This window comes from Shewanella glacialipiscicola (genome assembly GCF_023283485.1).
GTDB classification, from domain to species: domain Bacteria; phylum Pseudomonadota; class Gammaproteobacteria; order Enterobacterales; family Shewanellaceae; genus Shewanella; species Shewanella glacialipiscicola.
This window is the reverse complement of the sequence record NZ_JAKILU010000001.1, coordinates 24866-43841: the sequence shown is the minus strand read 5'-3', so window position 1 is coordinate 43841 and position 18976 is coordinate 24866. Positions and strand designations below refer to the sequence as shown.

At 41.6% G+C, this 18976-nt stretch carries 19 protein-coding genes; 9 read left to right on the top strand and 10 right to left on the bottom strand.

What is annotated here, in order from left to right:
* Positions 1-40 precede the first annotated feature (40 nt).
* The 3 genes from ushA to L2717_RS00170 all read right to left on the bottom strand — a co-directional run bounded on the left by ushA (position 41) and on the right by L2717_RS00170 (position 3112).
* Positions 41-1759, bottom strand: coding sequence for a bifunctional UDP-sugar hydrolase/5'-nucleotidase UshA (gene ushA, locus L2717_RS00180; protein ID WP_248937935.1), 1719 nt, complete (start codon positions 1757-1759; stop codon positions 41-43).
* 363 nt (positions 1760-2122) lie between these two features.
* A complete protein-coding gene (locus L2717_RS00175; RefSeq protein ID WP_248937934.1) occupies positions 2123-2794 on the bottom strand; it encodes an alpha/beta hydrolase in 672 nt (223 codons plus the stop codon).
* Between the two features lie 90 nt (positions 2795-2884).
* Complete coding sequence (locus L2717_RS00170; protein WP_076499767.1) at positions 2885-3112, bottom strand: DUF3389 family protein; 228 nt, start codon at positions 3110-3112, stop codon at positions 2885-2887.
* Between the two features lie 252 nt (positions 3113-3364).
* Between L2717_RS00170 and L2717_RS00165 the strand changes: the two genes are divergently transcribed.
* The gene (locus tag L2717_RS00165) at positions 3365-5302 is read left to right on the top strand and encodes a M1 family metallopeptidase (RefSeq protein WP_220774937.1); all 1938 of its coding nucleotides are present in this window, start codon (positions 3365-3367) and stop codon (positions 5300-5302) included.
* A 201-nt stretch (positions 5303-5503) separates the two neighbouring features.
* Here the strand turns inward: L2717_RS00165 and L2717_RS00160 are convergent, their stop codons facing one another.
* Positions 5504-5992 (bottom strand): FKBP-type peptidyl-prolyl cis-trans isomerase, encoded by a 489-nt coding sequence (locus L2717_RS00160; protein WP_220774938.1) that lies wholly within the window; start codon positions 5990-5992, stop codon positions 5504-5506.
* A gap of 103 nt (positions 5993-6095) precedes the next feature.
* A complete protein-coding gene (locus tag L2717_RS00155; RefSeq protein WP_220774939.1) occupies positions 6096-7391 on the bottom strand; it encodes a lytic murein transglycosylase in 1296 nt (431 codons plus the stop codon).
* A 416-nt stretch (positions 7392-7807) separates the two neighbouring features.
* On the opposite strand from L2717_RS00155, the gene L2717_RS00150 reads away from it, so the two are divergent.
* Entirely contained in the window at positions 7808-8167 is a 360-nt protein-coding gene (locus L2717_RS00150) for a DUF2750 domain-containing protein (protein WP_220774675.1), read from the top strand.
* A gap of 51 nt (positions 8168-8218) precedes the next feature.
* On the top strand, positions 8219-8860 hold the full coding sequence (locus tag L2717_RS00145) for a hypothetical protein (protein ID WP_220774676.1): 642 nt from the start codon (positions 8219-8221) through the stop codon (positions 8858-8860).
* A 190-nt stretch (positions 8861-9050) separates the two neighbouring features.
* Here the strand turns inward: L2717_RS00145 and L2717_RS00140 are convergent, their stop codons facing one another.
* The gene (locus L2717_RS00140) at positions 9051-9995 is read right to left on the bottom strand and encodes a chemotaxis protein CheV (RefSeq protein WP_220774677.1); all 945 of its coding nucleotides are present in this window, start codon (positions 9993-9995) and stop codon (positions 9051-9053) included.
* A 226-nt stretch (positions 9996-10221) separates the two neighbouring features.
* Positions 10222-10836, bottom strand: coding sequence for a class I SAM-dependent methyltransferase (locus L2717_RS00135; RefSeq protein ID WP_220774678.1), 615 nt, complete (start codon positions 10834-10836; stop codon positions 10222-10224).
* Positions 10837-10937: 101 nt separating this feature from the next.
* Here L2717_RS00135 and L2717_RS00130 point away from each other — a divergent pair, with 101 nt between their 5' ends.
* From L2717_RS00130 to L2717_RS00110, 5 genes are all read left to right on the top strand, one after another.
* The gene (locus tag L2717_RS00130; protein WP_220774679.1) at positions 10938-11489 is read left to right on the top strand and encodes an LON peptidase substrate-binding domain-containing protein; all 552 of its coding nucleotides are present in this window, start codon (positions 10938-10940) and stop codon (positions 11487-11489) included.
* Between the two features lie 143 nt (positions 11490-11632).
* The gene (locus tag L2717_RS00125; RefSeq protein ID WP_220774680.1) at positions 11633-12295 is read left to right on the top strand and encodes a sigma-70 family RNA polymerase sigma factor; all 663 of its coding nucleotides are present in this window, start codon (positions 11633-11635) and stop codon (positions 12293-12295) included.
* On the top strand, positions 12288-13010 hold the full coding sequence (locus L2717_RS00120; RefSeq protein WP_220774681.1) for a ChrR family anti-sigma-E factor: 723 nt from the start codon (positions 12288-12290) through the stop codon (positions 13008-13010). The genes L2717_RS00125 and L2717_RS00120 overlap by 8 nt, the downstream gene beginning before the upstream one ends.
* Before the next feature lie 702 nt (positions 13011-13712).
* Positions 13713-13886, top strand: a complete 174-nt coding sequence (locus L2717_RS00115; RefSeq protein ID WP_006082106.1) for a hypothetical protein — start codon at positions 13713-13715, stop codon at positions 13884-13886.
* A gap of 277 nt (positions 13887-14163) precedes the next feature.
* Positions 14164-14424 (top strand): hypothetical protein, encoded by a 261-nt coding sequence (locus L2717_RS00110; RefSeq protein WP_220774682.1) that lies wholly within the window; start codon positions 14164-14166, stop codon positions 14422-14424.
* Between the two features lie 32 nt (positions 14425-14456).
* Here the strand turns inward: L2717_RS00110 and L2717_RS00105 are convergent, their stop codons facing one another.
* A complete protein-coding gene (locus L2717_RS00105) occupies positions 14457-15455 on the bottom strand; it encodes a 1-aminocyclopropane-1-carboxylate deaminase/D-cysteine desulfhydrase (RefSeq protein ID WP_220774683.1) in 999 nt (332 codons plus the stop codon).
* Positions 15456-15705: 250 nt separating this feature from the next.
* Here L2717_RS00105 and L2717_RS00100 point away from each other — a divergent pair, with 250 nt between their 5' ends.
* The gene (locus tag L2717_RS00100; protein WP_220774684.1) at positions 15706-16113 is read left to right on the top strand and encodes a YccF domain-containing protein; all 408 of its coding nucleotides are present in this window, start codon (positions 15706-15708) and stop codon (positions 16111-16113) included.
* An 88-nt stretch (positions 16114-16201) separates the two neighbouring features.
* On the opposite strand, the gene L2717_RS00095 is transcribed toward L2717_RS00100, so the two are convergent.
* Positions 16202-16948 carry a substrate-binding periplasmic protein gene (locus tag L2717_RS00095; RefSeq protein ID WP_220775081.1) on the bottom strand — a complete coding sequence of 249 codons (747 nt, stop codon included), beginning with the start codon at positions 16946-16948 and terminating at the stop codon, positions 16202-16204.
* A 298-nt stretch (positions 16949-17246) separates the two neighbouring features.
* Positions 17247-18962, bottom strand: a complete 1716-nt coding sequence (locus L2717_RS00090) for an AMP-binding protein (protein ID WP_248937933.1) — start codon at positions 18960-18962, stop codon at positions 17247-17249.
* Positions 18963-18976: the final 14 nt, after the last annotated feature.

Sequence of the window (18976 nt, the reverse complement as noted above, 5' to 3'; positions counted from 1 at the left end):
TGAGTGGCTTGTTATTTAAAAGATATTAAGTGATTACTCGTTAAATTTTGCAACCCTCAACATTTTTTGAGTTTTCATAAACGATATCGCCTACTGAATTATAATCTGCGGCAACAATCATTTGTTTTTCTTTTAAGAAGCTATACAACAAGTCAGCATCAACATAACCCGTTTGAATTGGGCTTTCTAGCTTAGGATAACCGTCACCGCCCGCAGCATTAAAGCTAGGTACAGTAAACTTATATGTGGCTGTAGGACTAAAATCTTTACCACCAATATCGCTAATAGTCGCTGTTTTAGCCACACAGTCGATAGTCATTTTAACGCCTGTGATTTGTGCATAACCACCTGAACCAATTTCAAGACTTGCTACTGCACCTAAATAAGTTGCGACTTCAGTGCCAGTCATTTCGTTCAGAGTCACCATGTTACCGAATGGCTGAACGGTCAGCACGTCACGATAACTAATATTACCTGGTTGGATAGAAGCACGAACGCCACCAGAGTTCATCACACCAAAATCAGCCGTCACTTTAGCACTTTGAGCCATAGCTAACATACGACCTAAGTTCGTTTGCTTATTACGCACGTTTGCACGTTCGCCATCTAACAGGGCATCCGTTGTCGCGATCACTTCGCCTAACTTATCTTGACCTTTTTCTTGATAGTAAGACAGCAGCTCTTTTAATTCAGCATCGGGTTCAATTTTAGCACCGGCTAAATCGGCAGTCTTCTTACCTGCATCATCCAGTTTACGCATGTTAACAGGTACAAGCTTGTAGCTCGCTAAATGTAGTTCACCGTTAAAATATTCAAAATCTGCACGGCCAACATACTTACCCCATTCATGGGCTTGCATGATCCAAGTCCCATTTTGTTTATCTGGTGCACAATCATCACCCGGTTTAAAGGCGGCATAGGCTTTATTGTCAGAATCTGGCTCCATACACACTGGGTTTTGTGAGTGACCACCGATAACGACTTGCAAATCGCCTTCTTTTAGTGCGCGAGCCATAGCGACATCACCAGGTGCATTACTACCATTTTGTCCATCGGCATAGTGACCCATGTGCGTAGTCGCAAAAATAATGTCTGCCGCTTTGGCATCTTTAATTTCTTTAATGACTTTAGCAACTTCCACTTTAGGATCAGTAAAAATTAAATCGCTAACATACTCGGGATTACCAATTTTAATCGTGTCTTCGGTGGTCAAACCTATCACCGCGACTTTCAATCCATTCATATCAAATACTTTATAGGCTTCAAAATAACGCTCGCCTTGAGTACCATCAGCATTTTTACGGTAAATATTGGCTGCTAACATAGGAAATTCAGCGAGACGACGCTGCATGTCTAAAATAGACAATGGATTATCGAACTCATGGTTACCCACTGCCATGGCATCGTAACCAATTTTATTCATACCCGTAAAATCAGGGATTGCGTCTTGTAAATCTGATTCAGGTACACCGGTGTTAATATCACCGCCAGAAAGTAGTAAAGTTTGCCCGCCATTCTTACTCACTTCTGTACGAATACTGTCAATTAGCGTTTTACGTGCCGCCATGCCGTACTCACCATCACTGTTTTCCCAAAAACGGCCATGGTTATCGTTAGTGTGTAAAATCGTAAAAGTCGTACAGGCACTACCGGCTTCAGCACAGGTCGTTGCAACGCTATTGTCATCATCACTATTACAACCCGCCAGTGCAGCTAAAACAGCAGTAGCAACAAGCCCTTTAATAAGCATATTTCTCATTAGATCAACCCTTATATTTTAATTATTTTATCATATGATTTTTTTACTGAACCCCATCAAGTTCAGCGTCAAGGATAATAACAAATAATAAAGATAGAATGTGTCAATTTTATTAAAAACTTGATATTAAATTGGGGTTATATGCATTATTTTAGACGGGTTTGTTTTATACAGAAAATAAGCTTTACTTTTAATTTTTATAAATTCTGGTAACGCAATAAAAAAACAACAAAGATTAATTAAAGTTATTTACTATTAGTTGCTTAGCAAAAAAACCACAAAAAGACAATTGTCCCGCTAGCAAAACAAGCATGTGGAAAAACAACTTTACCGCATGCTGCTTTTATCAGCTATTAGATATGCCTACATTTTAAATTGCTGTTGTAACCAGTTAGAAATTTCTTTTAATTGCACAGGGATCACGGAATGCGGCATAGGATAGGTTTGCCATACAACATTATACCCGCCCGCAATTAAAGCGGTATGCGCTAGGTTCCCTGCAGATAATGGCACGACATCATCCTGTAAACCATGTTGCTGTAATATGGGTGTATCACGATTGGCCGCGCTTAGTTCAGCTGGTAGCACATCGCCTGTCGGTAAATAGCAAGATAATGCTATTATGCCCGCTAATGGTTCAGGGAAACGTAGTCCACAAAATAAACTCATTACTCCACCCTGACTGAATCCCGCTAAAACAATACGCTGACTCGCAATACCCATTGCGATTTGCTCATTAATTAATGCGGCAATCCTTTTTTCCGACTCTAGCACGCCTTGCATATCGGCTCTGTCGTGTAAATCCATGCTCTTAATATCGTACCAAGCGCGCATCACATAGCCACCATTGATGGTCACGGCTTGCTCTGGTGCATGGGGGAAAATAAAGCGGATAGCATGATCGGCCGGTAAACCCAGAGCCGGTACAATGGGGGCAAATCCAGCGCCTGAATCCCCTAATCCATGTAACCAAATGACCACAGCCGTAGCAGGCACTTTAGGTTCAACCACTATACGTTCAAGAGAAACTGACATACTAAAAAATTCCCAATTGGATAAAAAATTCATCAACTAAAAATGATGATAAATCGATACGTTAAACACGCAATATTACTCTCGCGTACTTTATTCCGCGTCCATTCCCAGTACATTTTGAATCGCCCGTAACTGGGCATTTGAGTCTAATACTAAGCTCCAACGCACACCGCCACCATCGGCAATTAACATAGGTGGCTGACGTCTCAAACTAATATCTTCCGCACTCACTTGCAGTACGATACTGGCAACATTGAGCCGTACTTGCACTTCAAACTCAGTGACGATTAACTTACCCTGTGAAAAATCTAGCACCATTTTTATAACCGTCCTATGTGAAAACGCCGCCATCATAACAAACTTGCTGTACTTTACCGACGCCATTTTCCTGTCTGTAGCTGCGTCATTAAAGTTTGATTACATTTTAGCTAACAGTGAAGTAACAAATCGTGTGTATTATCAGGTAAACTTTTGCGCTACATAGCGTGGGCGAATAGAAACCAACCTCTATTGATGTTTTTTATCGTCCTAAACTCGAACTAAAATACTTAATTATTAGGCTGTTAAATAATGCTTTCACTTCGCCACCCCCTCCTTAGCAGTGCGTTACTGTTTGCCCTGCAACTACTCCCCAATGCTTACGCAAATAACACTCCTAATGCCTTAACCTCCAAGCTTGCTGCCACATTAGTGCAAACAGAAATACAGCAGAACCAAGATGCACTGACTTATGCCAATTACACTGAGGTCAGCGTGAGTCATGTCGAGCTTGCCCTTGACGTCGATTTTAAACAAAGCCGCTTATCCGGTGAAGTCACCCTCGATTTGGCTTGGCATAAAGCAGGTAAAATACTCATCTTAGATACCCGAGATTTAACCATAAATAGCGTGACTGCTTTGGATAACGCGGGTAAATGGCAAAGTATCCCCTTCACTTTAGCTAAAACAGATGAAGTTAGAGGTGCGGCGCTGACTATCAATTTTACTGAACAAAATACTCAAAAGGTTAAAATAAATTATCATACATCGGATAATCCTTCGGGTATTCAATGGTTAACTCCAGAGCAAACCCAAGGTAAACAGTTACCATTTATGTTCAGCCAAAGTCAGGCGATTCATGCTCGCAGCTGGATCCCACTGCAAGATACGCCCGCCGTGCGCCAAACCTATAGCGCAACAATTACCGCCGATAAAGCCATTACTGTGGTGATGAGCGCCGATCGCAAAACCCTGTCTAACACTCAAACCCAGTTCACTATGCCGCAGGCGATTCCAGCTTATTTAATTGCCATTGCAGCAGGTCATTTAACGTTCGCGCCCTTAAATGATATCTCTGGTGTTTGGGCTGAACCTGAACTTATTGATAAGGCGAGTCAAGAATTTGCTGATACGCCTAAGATGATCGAAATCGCCGCTAAGCGTTATGGCGATTACCGTTGGGGACGTTATGATTTGCTCATTCTGCCGCCAAGCTTTCCTTTCGGTGGCATGGAAAACCCACGTCTTTCATTTATTACTCCTACGGTTATCGCGGGCGATAAAAGCTTAGTGAGTCTCATTGCCCACGAACTTGCTCACTCTTGGTCGGGTAATCTGGTGACCAACGCCACATGGCGCGATCTCTGGCTTAATGAAGGCTTTACGACCTATGTAGAGAATCGCATTATGGAAGATCTCTATGGCCGCGACCGAGCATTAATGGAGCAAACCATCAGTTACTCAGGACTCCTTGCCGAATTAACCGAGCTAAGCCCTCGTGATTCTGTACTACATTTAGACCTTGATGGGCGCTCGCCTGATGAGGCTTTTAGCGGTGTCCCCTACGTTAAAGGCCAGTTATTTTTAGTCTTTCTTGAACATAAATTTGGCCGCGAACACTTCGATGCCTTTGTAAAAAATTATTTTAATCACTTTGCGTTTCAAAGTATTACCACAACGCAGTTCCGTGAGTATTTGTCTTTAAATTTACTCCAAAAATACCCTAAAATTGTCAGCGAAGCCGAAGTCGACAATTGGATTGAAGATGAAGGTTTACCGTCATTTTTAGTACCGCCAAATTCCCATGCTTTTGATGATATTGATACCCAAAGACAAGCTTGGCTTGAAGAAAAACGTAGCACAGACAAGTTAAAAACCGGCACTTGGTCAGTTCATCAATGGTTAAGATTCATCAATGAAATGCCAAGAATTAATCTAAATCAAGCCAAACTTGCCGAACTCGATAAGGCGTTCCACTTTACCGGTACCGGCAACAGTGAAATCGCTTTTGCATGGTATTCACTCGCATTAGACAATGGCTATTACGCGGTATTACCCGCATTAAAACAGCACCTCACCAATATTGGCCGCCTTCGCTTAATCGTGCCTTTATACCAAAAGCTTGCCGGTACCGATCAATATGACTGGGCTAAAAACGTGTATCTCAACGCACGCCCTGGTTATCATCCACAAACTCAAGCGAGCCTCGATGACATGTTTGCAGACACACCACTCGAACATAGCCATTAACGCTATTAAAGTGCCATTAGCGTTAGAAAGAACTATTAATGATATATAAAATTATTAGTCGCTTCGATAAGCCTTAAAACTATAAAGCAAAAAGCCCAAACCTAGGTTTGGGCTTTTACTGTTCAATCTTTACACTCGACTTATTCAACTGATATCAAACTTATACTGCGTTAGATATGAGCCAAGTTAAAAGCTTAAAAACTAGTGGTGATGACCACCTGCGCCATGGGCATGGCCATGGGCAATTTCTTCATGACTCGCGTCACGGGCACCAACAACTTCGATATCAAATGTCAGTTCGCGGCCTGCTAATGGATGGTTAACATCCACAGTTGCCATAAACTTACCCACTTTAACGATAGTCACTTGGCGTTGACCTTGGTCTGTATTGACCACGGCAGCCATACCCGGTTTCCATACGCTGGCACCGATTAAATGCTTAACCGATACACGTTGGTGTGCATCCGCATCAGCCACGCGTTCACCGTAGGTGTCTGCTGCAGGTAGCGTCACGGTAAATTTCTCGCCAATCGCTTTGCCATTAATGGCGTTTTCTACGCCAGGCATCATGTTGTCATGGCCATGTAAGTAAGCAATGGGATCACGTCCTTCGTTGCTCTCGATCACATCGCCTTTCTCGTCACGCAGTGTGTAATTAAACTGCACAACCATATCGTCTTTAATGCTCATCGAATATCCTTTGATTTTCTTCGATTTCAATTGTGGGCCGAGCTTAACAAAACTGGGCTTTTCACTCCACTTTTTTATCCGACCACATGCCGGCGCACTCAAATTACAGCGTTATCCCTAATGCAGTAAAAACCTCTGGACTTGGAAAACCATCGGCAATCATGTTTCTACTGCGCTGAAACGCTTGAATACCCGCTGTAGAGTTACGCCCCAATACGCCATCGGGCTTGCCCACATCAAAACCGGCCTCATTGAGTTTGGCTTGCAGTTGCTTAACTTGTTCGCGGCTTAAACGTGGCTGTTCTGGTGGGCTTACGGTTAACGCAGGGCCGCCATTAATCCGGTCAGCCAAATGACCCACTGTAATGGCATAAAACTCAGAGCGATTCCAACGCATGATCACATTAAAATTCTCATAACCTAAAAATGCGGGGCCGGTATGACCTGCGGGTAAATACAGCGCCGCTTGAATATCAACGATGGGCAAAGGTTGACCATTTGCTTGCGTCACATTAAGTGCGGCCCATTGCGATAACGGCAACGGCTGTTTAGCGCCTAAATAGTTGTAGCTATAGTTTTTGGGTAATAGGACTTCACGGCCCCAGCGTTGGTTACGCTGCCAACCTAAATGTTGTAAAAAGTTCGCCGCTGAAGTAAGCGCATCAGTAGTGCTATTCCATAAATCGGCTTTACCATCACCATCCGCATCGACAGCATATTTAGCATAGGCAGACGGCATAAATTGGGTGTGTCCCATGGCGCCAGCCCATGATCCCACCATAGTGTCATCATCAAACTGATATTTTTCCTTCAGTTTTAAAGCTTGCATTAATTCTATGGTGAAATAATTGCTACGGCGTGGCTCACAGGCCAAGGTAGCCAGCGAATTGAGCACTGACATTTTGCCTTTATAAGAGCCATAGTTAGTTTCAAGCCCCCAGAAAGATAAAATATATTGTGGTGGCACACCGTATTCTTGGGCGAGTTTATCGAGTAAAACCTGATGTTTTTGCAATAATCGGCGACCTTCGTTAACGCGCCACTCCGTTGCGCGTTTACTAAAATAATTATCGAAGGTTTGGCTAAATTCAGGTTGTTGTTGATCAAGCTCAATCACCCGCGGAACAAATTGCAAATTGGCGATGGTCGAATTAATGGTGGTCTCTGACAATCCTTCAGTACGTGCACGTGCTTGCAGCCTAGCCAAACACACAGGGAACGCTTCTTCATTCAATTGTACGCTAGCACTGATATCGGGCAGTTGATTGGTTTCAGTAGTATTTGTCGTTACGTTAGCGTTTTCACTCACCGTCGGCACACTCGCACTAGAACAAGCGCTCAAGCTGACGCAAGCAGCAATACTCGCAAACAGATAAGTTAACCCTTTAATTTTAATCAAATCAATAACTCCAATACTTGATTTCACAACCTTCAATGTGTTGTGACTGCAACACAACAATTTACCTTTATTAAGGTGATATGGCCTTAGAGATAGAGAGATATTCGTCTTGGCTAACCGAATCAAAGGTGAGCTATGAGCCACCATTTGTAATCGCCAATAACAGAGACAATTTCCACATAAGGCGCTTTTGAAACAGCATCAGGCAGATAAGTCCACCTGTCTATATGTACTCTCGCTAATAATCCTGACCCATAGCGAGGCGTAACACAATCCTTATCACGCTAAATACCTTATACCATAGGTATATTGCTCAGTTATCAAACAGCAGAAAAATCTTAATAAAGAATCCCTTGGTATCGCAGCATGTTACCGTATAATAGGTTTGTTAACAGCACACATCAAAGAGACCTATCATGACTGAAATCAATGCGGCTTTGGCTGGCTTTATCGAAAATGTAAAACAACATCAGACGCTTTGGGGTCTAATGGATGAAACTGGCGAAGGCTGGGTCGTTTGTGACTCTTCAGAATTTGAAGACACAGATGTGATGCCATTATGGTCAAGCGAAGCGGCAGCAAAATCCCATTGCAGCGATGAATGGCAAGACTACCAGCCCGTCTCTATCTCATTAGAAGAGTTTCTAGAGTATTGGGTTTCTGATCTCAACGATGATGGTGTGTTGATCGGTGTCGATTGGCAAACTGACGAAGATTGTCTTGAGCTTGATCCTATTGTTTTAGCGAAAGATTTGGTTGATGTTGAAGAAGTATAATCACTTTAATACACCGTTGATAACATCAAGGATTGAGGTACTCAACCCTTGATGTCTGCTATCCCACTGATTGATATCCCCTTCGATAAACGCTATACCTGTTGGTTTTGTGGCGAACCTAGCCATCAACACTTCGAGTATATTCAGCATGCACATACGCCGCATCCTTCTTTGGCGGTGCCTGCTTGTAGTGAATGCCTGCGATTAGCCAAACAACATACACTAAGTTCAATTTGGGATTGCCGCATGGCGGTTAAAGATGCGCTAATGCGTATCTATGCAAAACATCTTGCCATTGGAATTAATTGGACCGAAGCAGAACTTGCCGAGTCTGAGTTTTCCTGCAAAGTATTTGAAGGCTTTAAGAAAAGTGCTTGGATGATGTATCAAATTGCCCGTGACCGTATTAATGCGCCCGGTTGGCCGTTGGTATTAGAGGGCGAAGAAATTGACGACCAAGGCTACAATGCTGGATTTGAGTTCGATGGAGTGACCTTCAACTCTGTCAATGCTGCCATTCAGTACTATTCAACCCAATTCACCTTAGACCCACAGTTTTTTGCCGAACTTGTGCGCCTCGTCGGCCGAGCAAGATTCAACTACGCCTTAAGGCTCGCCCGTATTCATATTGCAGCAGCCAAAGAAATGAAACGCCAAGTATTACAAGATGTAGAGGCCGACTTAAACCTCTGATTGAAATGTTTATGCTTGAAAAGCATAATAGAAATGTCTTACTTAACATATCTATAACTGATCAAAGACTAACAATTCGATAAGATAAGATAAGTTTGGCTTCAAATTGTATTAGCACAATGGCAGGCTAGCAATCAAGACCAATGCCACCAACGATCATTTTATCGTCGACCATTGATGGCTTACATTATTAGTGATTAATGATTTGTCTTAATCTTTCTTGTACCACTTCCACTAGCAAATCAGGCTGAAATTTAGAAATAAACTTATCACAACCGACTTTTTCAACCATCGCATGGTTAAAACTGCCACTTAAAGAAGTGTTAAGGGTGATATACAAATCTGCCATCGCTTTATCGCTACGCACTTCAGAGGTGAGTTTATAACCGTCCATCTCAGGCATTTCAGCGTCAGTAATCATCATCAATAATTCTTTTGCGACCTGTTTACCTTCATCACGCCATTTTTGTAATAGTGTTAATGCTTGCAGGCCATCGGAGGCTTCAATAATTTCGATACCCAGTTGCCCTAAGGTGTCACGCACTTGGCGTCTCGCCGTTGAAGAATCATCTACGATCAGAATTTTTCTTCCTGGCATTTCATGGGCTAAGGTTTCGTCGAGTACCCCTTCAGATAAACTAACGTCATAGTGAATAATCTCTGCCAGCACTTTTTCTACATCAATAATCGACACTAACTGTGAGCGGCCTTGGTGTTCGATACGTGTAATCGCCGTCAGATAATTATTACGGCCAGCCATTTTAGGCGGCGGCAAGATATCGCTCCAAGTCATATTAATAATGTGCTCAACTTTACCGACTAAAAAGCCCTGCACACTGCGGTTATACTCAGTAATAATCATGTTGGCATTATCATCTGGCGGCATAGGTCTAAACCCGATGGCCGAACGTAAATCAATTACAGGGATAGAAATCCCCCGAATATTGGCAACACCGGAAATATGTGGATGGCTACCTGGCATGGCATTGAGCGGTGGAAGTTTGACGACTTCTTTAACTTTAAAAACGTTAATAGCAAATAATTGTGTCGAATTAACACTAAAAAGTAATAACTCGAGTCGGTTTTCCCCCACGAGTTTGGTTCTTTGATCTACGCTTGCAAGTATATTTGCCATAGTGCTGCTTCTCTACTATTGAGGAAGGCCTTCCCCACATGCCATGAATTAATCCGAATTATAGCGGTAAACTCATATGAGGAACTATGCTAAAGGTCTATTTTATATAAAAATGTCTTTTCTACGGCAAAACGCGATCCTCACTGCGTAAATATCCATTCAGGTATCCACGAAAGCGCCTAGAAAAGCGTATCAAACCTCACCCCATCACTCTTAACGCGATAAATTAACGTAATACTTTCTGGGCTAATACCATACCCGCAAGATTAAAGGCATTTCTATCGCGTACAATCTCAAATCCAGCCTGGCGCATCACAGTGAGTAATTCACTGTGATTAAAGCGATTTTGCTGAGGATGCTCAAATAGACGCCGACTGAGAGGGTTACAAATTGCGGCGCGGTACAAATCCTCTACTACAAAATAACCGTTTGGTTTCAGTACTCTTACGACTTCCTTGATGGCGGCTTGCCAATCTGGAATATGGTGAAATACGGCAAAATCGAACACTATGTCAAACTCGCTATTAGCAAACGGTAAAAGAGTGGCATCCGCAACCGAAAAACTCAGCCCTTTTACCCCCTGCGGCCGAGCTTGCCAACGGGATTGGGCAGCGGCAACCATTTCAGCATCAATATCCACGGCCGTAATATGACCTGCACCAAAATGTTCACGGATCAATTGAATACCGTTACCAAACCCGCAGCCTATTTCTAATGCACGCTCACAAGAAGGCATAGGTTTTGGCATCATCGAGGTTAATAAGGGTGCTTCAACATGATTTTGTAGCCAAAAACGTAATGGATGCTGCACCAGTTTTTTTTCAAATGGATTTAATTTCATGCCATCCTCTAAATATAGATAAACTATTGTTGAATAATTTTACTGATCAAACTGCCACTATGGTACGTAATGATAGGAACATAAGTTCACCAGAGGCCACAATGAAATTACCTCTTTTCCCTTTACCTATCTGTTTATTACCCGAAGGTTATACACAACTGCGGGTATTTGAACCTAGATATAAGCGTTTAGTCGCTGAATCGTTAAAGTCAGGCCAAGGCTTTGGTTTGTGTATGCTCGAAGAGGATAACAACACCATACAATCCATTGGCACTTTAGTGCATATAATTGATTTTGAAACCTTACCCGATGGGCTGTTAGGTGTCAGCATTCAAGGTTCAAAGCGCTTTAAACTTAATGAAATCAGTATCGAAAGCGATGGTTTAAAACGTGGAGATGTCAGCCTAATCGACAATTGGCCTACCGCACATATTGCCAGCGATGAACGCTATTTAAGTCAGATGTTACAAAATATTCTCAAAGAATATCCGCAACATCTAAAGCATTATCAAGCGGAACAGTTTGATGACATAGCTTGGGTATGCCAGCGCTGGTTAGAAATATTACCGGTGCAAGCCTCTGAAAAATATAGTTGCATTAATACATCTGATCACATTATGACCCGAGATCTATTACGTACCGTGATTAAATAGTCCTGTGAGTGATCCTTTATATAAGCCATGCCGTATTGATTAAAAGTTTGACAGCAAAGGCAGGTGTAAACGCTTACCGAGCCTCTGAATATTGTCGTTACTGATATCAAACTCAGCATTAGCCACTGGGATACGAGCGAAAAATGGAAAATATTCAATCACAAAGCAGGCAAAATCGGTATCATGGACCCATTACGTCTCTGACTAACGCGGCTATGGATAACGACACTCCTGCTCACACAAACTTAGAGTCACAAGTAGATGCTTTGGCGATGTTAATACTGCAAGTCGCAGATAACAGAGACAAAGCCGCTTTTGGACAACTATTCCAGTATTTTATGCCCAAGATCCGCGCTTTTGGTTTGCAAAGATTAAATCAGCAAGGCTTAGCTATGGATTTGGTTCAAGAAACCATGACCAGTGTTTGGACTAAGGCTCATCTGTACAATGCAGAAAAAGGGGCGGTGACCACTTGGGTGTTTACCATAATGCGCAATCAATGTTTTGATATGTTAAGACGGGTGCAACACAACAGAGAAGATACCTTCGGCGATGATATTTGGCCGTTGTGTGATGCGACCTCAGAATACGATATACAACCCGATCATAAACTAACGGCTCAACTCCTGAAGCATCTAGATGCCCTTCCTCTAGCACAAAAACAAGTTGTGCAAGGTATCTACATGCAAGAACTCACTCAACAAGAACTTGCAGACGCCTTAAAAGTACCTATCGGTACGATAAAGTCGCGTTTAAGGCTAGGACTGGAAAAGTTGAAAAGTTTTTTGGAGATACACAATGATTAAACATCATCCCACTCAAGACCTACTCGTCAACCATGCCAATGGCAATTTACCTTTATCAATGGCGATGGCAGTGTCGGCACATTGTTCTTTATGTGATACCTGTAAAGAACAACTTGCACAGTTAACAGCACAAGCCGCAGATTTAGTATTAGCTCAACCTAAAACTCAGAACGTGATTAGCGGGGAAGACACGAATTCCAATCAGTATGAGCATGAGGGAACAAAAACGTTTGCCACTCAAAATGCCACTCTGGATATTGAAGCTATGATGGAACGCATCATGGCTCAGCCAGTTGCGACAAATATACCGAATAATGCGCCGTTAGCGGTTCAGATAAAGCAACAGCATTACACTGTACCGTCGGCATTTAGACAGCATTTAACCCGTCCATGGCAAATTTTGGGTAAAGTCAGTCGTATGCGTTTTGATGTCGATGAAATGGGTACCCGTGCCAGTTTGCTACATATTGATGCCCAAGGTGAAATTCCCCAACATACACATAAAGGCTATGAATTAACGCTCCTATTGGCAGGAGAGTTTTCCGATCTCAATGGCAACTATGTGCCAGGAGATTTTATTATGCTCGACGGCCAGCACCAACACTCGCCGAAAACGGTTAACGGATGCCTATGCTACACAGTGTTAGATGCACCTCTGCATTTTACTAAGGGCATAAGTAAGCTACTTAATCCAATCGGTGAACTGATTTATTAAGTGATTAAGCGTTGTAAACAACGACATCGCAATAGATAAGCAAATAACGAACTCGTGTCACAGATAATGATTAATCTCATTTGAACACTCTATTCAAATGAGATTTTTATTTTCCCGATATGAATAAAACCATCCTATGAGCCTTAGCCAATGAAGATGACAAATAAAAAACACCACGGAAAAGATTTTTTGTCTTTTAAATCAGAGCAATAACCAATTTTCATTTACTTAAAATCAACATAAACAAAAAATAATTACATTTCTGTATGATTAAACTTGCATAAGCCTTTTTAATTGATATACTGCAGCACGTTTTGAGATACACCTTGTTGTTTACCTTTTTAACCCAGCCTGATATTTAGCAATCAGAGTTCGGTCCTCATAAAGAAAGCCTACTACAAGCAAAACCCCCTAAGCTCAGCTGTTCGATACCATAAAATCATGTGGTTATGTATGTGAACTTATCCCTCTATTTAGCTGTCATAGTCTTGTCATTAAACTATGTTCAACTGCTAGAATTAAGTTATTCCATGGCATAATCAGTAGCGTGAATTATTTATCGATTAAGCATCTCTTGATTAATGAATCAAAGATGGGGTAACCTCGATACTCAATAGAACAAATCTTTCGCACATCGCTAAGGATATTTTATAGTAACAACTATCTCACCTATGGGTGAATTAACAAAAAGGAGTGTGGCATATGTCATACAAAATTAATGGACATGAAATTACAGTAAACTTCCCTGTAGATTCAATCTCAGTAAATAAAACATCAATTGCTTTTACCGATAGACAAGGTAAAAACAGACAAACTTTTTCTAAGCGCACAGAAGCCATTAGCTTTATGAAATGGTTATTGTCAGCTAATAAATAAGTTAAAGTCATCAGTACCGCAGTAACTGTTTACTCAAGTGTATTTAATATCGGTTTCCATTCTTTTCGCAATACCGAGCACTTCAGTAAATTGATAGCCGAATGTCACGAACACGCTATCCTTTTTATGTCACTATGACAAAATCATTTGGTTCAGGCTGTATCTCTCTCACACAGATACCTGCCGAACCAAGTGAAAATATCAGACTTAGATCACACATCCTCATTCAAGCATCCACTAATATTCCCGCGTATGCCCAGAATCAAAGGAAAACTCTATGTCAAAACCTACGACACGTATTGCCATGCAAGCCATGATTGGTAATATCAAAGACAAAATCCCCCTCGATTTAGAAGAAGCACAAATGTGCCAAGGTGAGTGTCTGGGATGCTCAAAAAAAATGTTAGAAATGCTCGATACTGAAATTAGCTATTGGCAATATAGCGATACAGAACCTGGCTTAAAAGATTTAAAAAACCTGCAAAATATCAGTGAACGTACTTATAAAATTCTCAAAAGAAATCGTTTAGTCCCTTAATCTCTAATAATAATGATGACGCTGTTCATTATTTAAATAACCTTTCTCTCATATTTACGTTGATAACGCGGAAGCATAGTGGCATTCCCCAGTAAGCCACCTTGATGTAAATACATCAACGGGCCTCGCTCACCTTGCTGTAAGTAATCCTCAAGTACAATAAAGCCCAAAGGATCGTAGAGTAATTCAAACTCAATCCCTGAGGCACACACTCGCTGCCACATGGCATAAAATTCAGCATAGAGTTTTCCAAAATGATATTTCTTACCGGTATTAATAATTTGTGGATGTTCGCTAATATCGGGATTCAGCATCGAAAATTGCATACGTAAATAATCATCTCCGCCAACAACGGCGCACGTCATCACCCGAATATGAGTCTGTTGACGAATAAAATACTGATTTAAAAATACCGCGGTGGTGCCTGTACCCGAAGGTAAAAATACCGTTAAGTCTTCCAACTTACTGGCTTGAGCAAACTGTATTATCTCTTTGGCTAATATATTCACGCCATATTCAGCATAAGCACAACGTCCTCCTTCGGGTATAAAGAGTGCTGTAGGTTCATTTACGAGTACCTTTGCCTCGATATAATCTTGGCAGCTTAGAGGCTTATCTTCGAGCGCTAACCTAGTATTAAGGAGCGAGTCTGCATTAATTTCAAATTCCGGCGGATTCAAAGCAGACTTTCGCGCTATGACCTCACTTAAATCGATAATATGGGCGCCATTAACCAATGCTGCAGCATAATTCCCTGTGGGATGCTTAATAATTTGGCTAGCAATATGATCAACATAAAAGTCACACTGCCAACCTTTTAGTTTTGCCAGTGCAGATAAGGAATACAGTGAGTTTGCTAAGGGAGAGCCATGACCTATCACTTTATTAATACCAACGAAGTCATGCTCTAAAAAATAAGCAAATTTACGCGCCTTGTTGCCACTAAATTCTGGATGCAATAAATCATCACGCTTGAGAAAAATCTCTCGGTCAGCAAAAGAAAAGATATCGACAGGGGTATTAGCAAACATAAGACACTCAAACAATGTGATATTCAGGCTTTGTATGCCATGAAAGTTATGGCTAGTGTAATTATGCGTCGAAAAAATGCAATATTTCACGACATTTTAGTGAGAAAGACCAAAACCTCGGAATGTATATCTATAATTCATTGATTTTATAATACTTAATAGTTGGCATAATTCTCGCTTTATCTTAACTCATAATTGATTTATCTCAGCTCACTATGCAGCTTCGTAAGGTAAAAATAAGGAATTTTCAATGGCATTATTACGCTTAATATTTAACATTGCTTGGTTTGTGCTGGGTGGATTTGTGATGGGACTCGCATGGTGGTTCGTTGGGATCCTATGTTTTATCAGCATTATTGGTATACCCTTTGGCCGCGCTTGCTTTGTTATCGGTGAAATGGCCTTCTGGCCCTTTGGTCAAGAACAAGTTAATCGTCGTCATTTAACAGGCCGAGACGATTTGGGTACAGGCACCCTCGGTATGCTAGGTAATATTATTTGGTTTTTACTATTTGGTATCTGGTTAGCCATCGGCCACCTAGCCCATGCTTTAGCCTGTTTTGTCACTATTGTTGGTATTCCTTTTGGGATCCAACATCTTAAACTGGCTTTACTTAGCCTTACGCCCATTGGCCAAAGCGTAGTCGCAAAAGTCTGATACATCAACTTATTAACTATTTATACGTTTTATACGTTGTTACCCACGCAATTCATTCTTAAGAGTGGATTGCGTTTTATATTAAAAACTAATGCTGATTATAGAGCGCTGCTTCAATGACTTTATCTACATCTATTTGCGCTAATCCTTGATCAAAAATGTCTCGCCAACGATGCCCCTCTTCGGTATTACGAAAAGCAATATAAAGCGGTTTATTTGCAAGAATATGCCGATTAATCTGTAACTTATCCGCCAAAGGTCGTAAAGATTTCTGTTTGAGTAAATAATGCAATACGTTCACATCCATCACCGCGGCATCGATACGTCCAGCGGCCACTTTTTTGATATTGTGCTCATCAGATGTGACCGTTTCAATTGATTGATCTCCTGATAAAATCATAGAGTCAAGGGGTTGAATATTTACATAATTCTTTACGACACCTAAGGTGTAACGGTTAAGATCTTCAACAACGTCCCAACTCATTGGATGTAATCTTTGCTCTACCAACCCCAAAGGGCTGGCACCAATCGACTTAGAAAAAATAAATTTGTCATTCTCATAGTAATATTCAGGAAAATAACCTTGGTAATCAGAGTGAGGCATTGAAGCTAATTTAACCGTTCGGCTCCAAGGATAAAAATCTATCTCCAGTTGATGCCCCATCACTTTTAATGCCGCTCGCGCTACGGCAATACTCGCGCCCTGCTCCACAAGTAGTTCACCAGAATAAGGCGGCCACAGTAAAGATGTTAGCTTTAGCGTATCCGCTTTCGTTGTACTAACCCCTATCAAAACGGGGCAACATAGCATCACGATTAAACACCATCGCACCATACGCAACTCCTTCTTCAGCTCAAAATTAGCAATATAAACTATTGATAATTGTTTTTGATTTAATGAGTTGAGATTTTTTACTCGCGTTATAAGTATAGCCATGAAGTTAAAGAAGGGGCATGAAGATCACTAATAATATTACCTAGGACTAACCGTGAGGATTTAGCTATCAATGATGATTACGTTGACCCCTGATTTTAAAGAGTCAGTTGAGCAAAAATATAAGCTACATTATGCGGCTTATAACATCAGTACCCTGTGATTATTAGCGAGCCTATGTCACTCGAGTGAAACTCTTCTAGCCATTAATATCTTGATATAACTCTTGATACATTAGCTCACGCATTTTGAATTTTTGAATTTTACCCGTCACTGTCATAGGATACTGCTCAACGAATTTGATATAGCGCGGTACCTTGAAGTAAGCAAACTTCTCGGTGAGGAAATGACGAATATCTGCTTCCGTTATTGTCGATCCTGCGCGCACTTTAATCCAAGCACACACTTCTTCACCGTATTTATCGCTTTGTATCCCAAAAACCGCCGCATCTTGCACATCTTTATGGGTGTAAAGTTTCTCCTCAATCTCACGGGGATAAATATTTTCGCCGCCGCGGATAATCATATCTTTAATGCGGCCAACAATTTGTACGTAACCCTCTTCATCCATTTGCCCAATATCACCCGAGTGTAGCCAACCAGCACTGTCTATTGTTGCTGCTGTTTTTACGGGATCGTTCCAATAACACTGCATAATGCAATATCCACGACTACACACTTCACCAGGCTGACCAATGGGTAATACTTCACCAAATTCATCGACAATTTTCACTTCAGTATGAGGCAAAGCACGGCCAACGGTGAGGACTCGTTTTTCAACCGGTGAATCCATTTCGGTAATATGATTGAGCGGACTGCATTCAGTTTGACCATAACCTATCAACACTTGTTGCATATGCATGAGATTTTGCACGCGGCGCATGACTTCTTCAGGACACGTTGCTCCAGCCATAACACCAGTACGTAATGAACGTAAATCAAATTTTGCAAAATCAGGGTGTTCGAGTTCTGCAATAAACATCGTGGGGACGCCGTGTAGGGCCGTACAACGCTCTAACTCAATCACCTGCAAGGTTGTCAGCGGATCAAAGGATTCACCAGGGAAAACTGCCGCAGCGCCTTTGGCCAAACACACTAAACTCCCCAGCACCATACCAAAGCAGTGATACAAGGGCACAGGAATGCACAGCTTATCGTTAGAGGTAAACTTCATCGCCTCTGCGACTAAATAGCCATTATTCAAAATGTTATGATGGGATAAGGTAGCGCCTTTCGGACTGCCTGTGGTGCCAGAGGTAAACTGAATATTAATAGCATCGTATGGGCTTAACTCTTTACCGATACGTTCAAGTGCCGCCTTATCATCAGCGCTCACATCGACGAGCAAATCATTAAAATTAAGCATCCCAACAGATTTATCTACACCCATGCGGATCACAAACTCCAGTTCAGGTAAGGCACTTGCCTGTAATTTATTTGCGGAACAAGAGGTTAGCTCAGGCGCTAATTCATAGAGCATCTCAAGATAATTACTGGATTTAAACTTATCGGCACAAATTACCGCGCGGCAACCCACGTTACTGAGCGCGTATTGCAATTCTTCTGGGCGATAAGCAGGATTAATACACACCATAATGGCGCCAATTTTAGCTGTCGCATATTGAGTTAAACACCATTCAATATTATTAGGTGACCAAATACCGACTCTATCTCCGGCTTTAATACCCAGTTTTAATAACCCAGTGGCCAGCGATTCAATTTGTGCAAGGTATTGACGGTAATTCCAGCGAATATGCTGATGATGAACGACGACCGCTAATTGCTCTGGATAAGTCTCGGCTATGTGGTCAAGGTATTGACCTATGGTTTTTTCTACAAGTTTAGGTAATGAAGCGCCATGAAACTCACTAACGTTAAGCGGGCTGGTAACTTTACTGCGAGTAGGAACTGACATTAAGGCCTCCGTGC

Excerpts from the sequence above, each read along its gene's own strand:
- ushA (WP_248937935.1), bottom strand. The coding sequence starts at position 1,759 with ATGAGAAATATGCTTATTAAAGGGCTTGTTGCTACTGCTGTTTTAGCT.
- L2717_RS00175 (WP_248937934.1), bottom strand. The coding sequence starts at position 2,794 with ATGTCAGTTTCTCTTGAACGTATAGTGGTTGAACCTAAAGTGCCTGCT.
- L2717_RS00170 (WP_076499767.1), bottom strand. The coding sequence starts at position 3,112 with ATGGTGCTAGATTTTTCACAGGGTAAGTTAATCGTCACTGAGTTTGAA.
- L2717_RS00165 (WP_220774937.1), top strand. The coding sequence starts at position 3,365 with ATGCTTTCACTTCGCCACCCCCTCCTTAGCAGTGCGTTACTGTTTGCC.
- L2717_RS00160 (WP_220774938.1), bottom strand. The coding sequence starts at position 5,992 with ATGAGCATTAAAGACGATATGGTTGTGCAGTTTAATTACACACTGCGT.
- L2717_RS00150 (WP_220774675.1), top strand. The coding sequence starts at position 7,808 with ATGACTGAAATCAATGCGGCTTTGGCTGGCTTTATCGAAAATGTAAAA.
- L2717_RS00145 (WP_220774676.1), top strand. The coding sequence starts at position 8,219 with ATGTCTGCTATCCCACTGATTGATATCCCCTTCGATAAACGCTATACC.
- L2717_RS00140 (WP_220774677.1), bottom strand. The coding sequence starts at position 9,995 with ATGGCAAATATACTTGCAAGCGTAGATCAAAGAACCAAACTCGTGGGG.
- L2717_RS00135 (WP_220774678.1), bottom strand. The coding sequence starts at position 10,836 with ATGAAATTAAATCCATTTGAAAAAAAACTGGTGCAGCATCCATTACGT.
- L2717_RS00130 (WP_220774679.1), top strand. The coding sequence starts at position 10,938 with ATGAAATTACCTCTTTTCCCTTTACCTATCTGTTTATTACCCGAAGGT.
- L2717_RS00125 (WP_220774680.1), top strand. The coding sequence starts at position 11,633 with ATGGAAAATATTCAATCACAAAGCAGGCAAAATCGGTATCATGGACCC.
- L2717_RS00120 (WP_220774681.1), top strand. The coding sequence starts at position 12,288 with ATGATTAAACATCATCCCACTCAAGACCTACTCGTCAACCATGCCAAT.
- L2717_RS00115 (WP_006082106.1), top strand. The coding sequence starts at position 13,713 with ATGTCATACAAAATTAATGGACATGAAATTACAGTAAACTTCCCTGTA.
- L2717_RS00110 (WP_220774682.1), top strand. The coding sequence starts at position 14,164 with ATGTCAAAACCTACGACACGTATTGCCATGCAAGCCATGATTGGTAAT.
- L2717_RS00105 (WP_220774683.1), bottom strand. The coding sequence starts at position 15,455 with ATGTTTGCTAATACCCCTGTCGATATCTTTTCTTTTGCTGACCGAGAG.
- L2717_RS00100 (WP_220774684.1), top strand. The coding sequence starts at position 15,706 with ATGGCATTATTACGCTTAATATTTAACATTGCTTGGTTTGTGCTGGGT.
- L2717_RS00095 (WP_220775081.1), bottom strand. The coding sequence starts at position 16,948 with ATGGTGCGATGGTGTTTAATCGTGATGCTATGTTGCCCCGTTTTGATA.
- L2717_RS00090 (WP_248937933.1), bottom strand. The coding sequence starts at position 18,962 with ATGTCAGTTCCTACTCGCAGTAAAGTTACCAGCCCGCTTAACGTTAGT.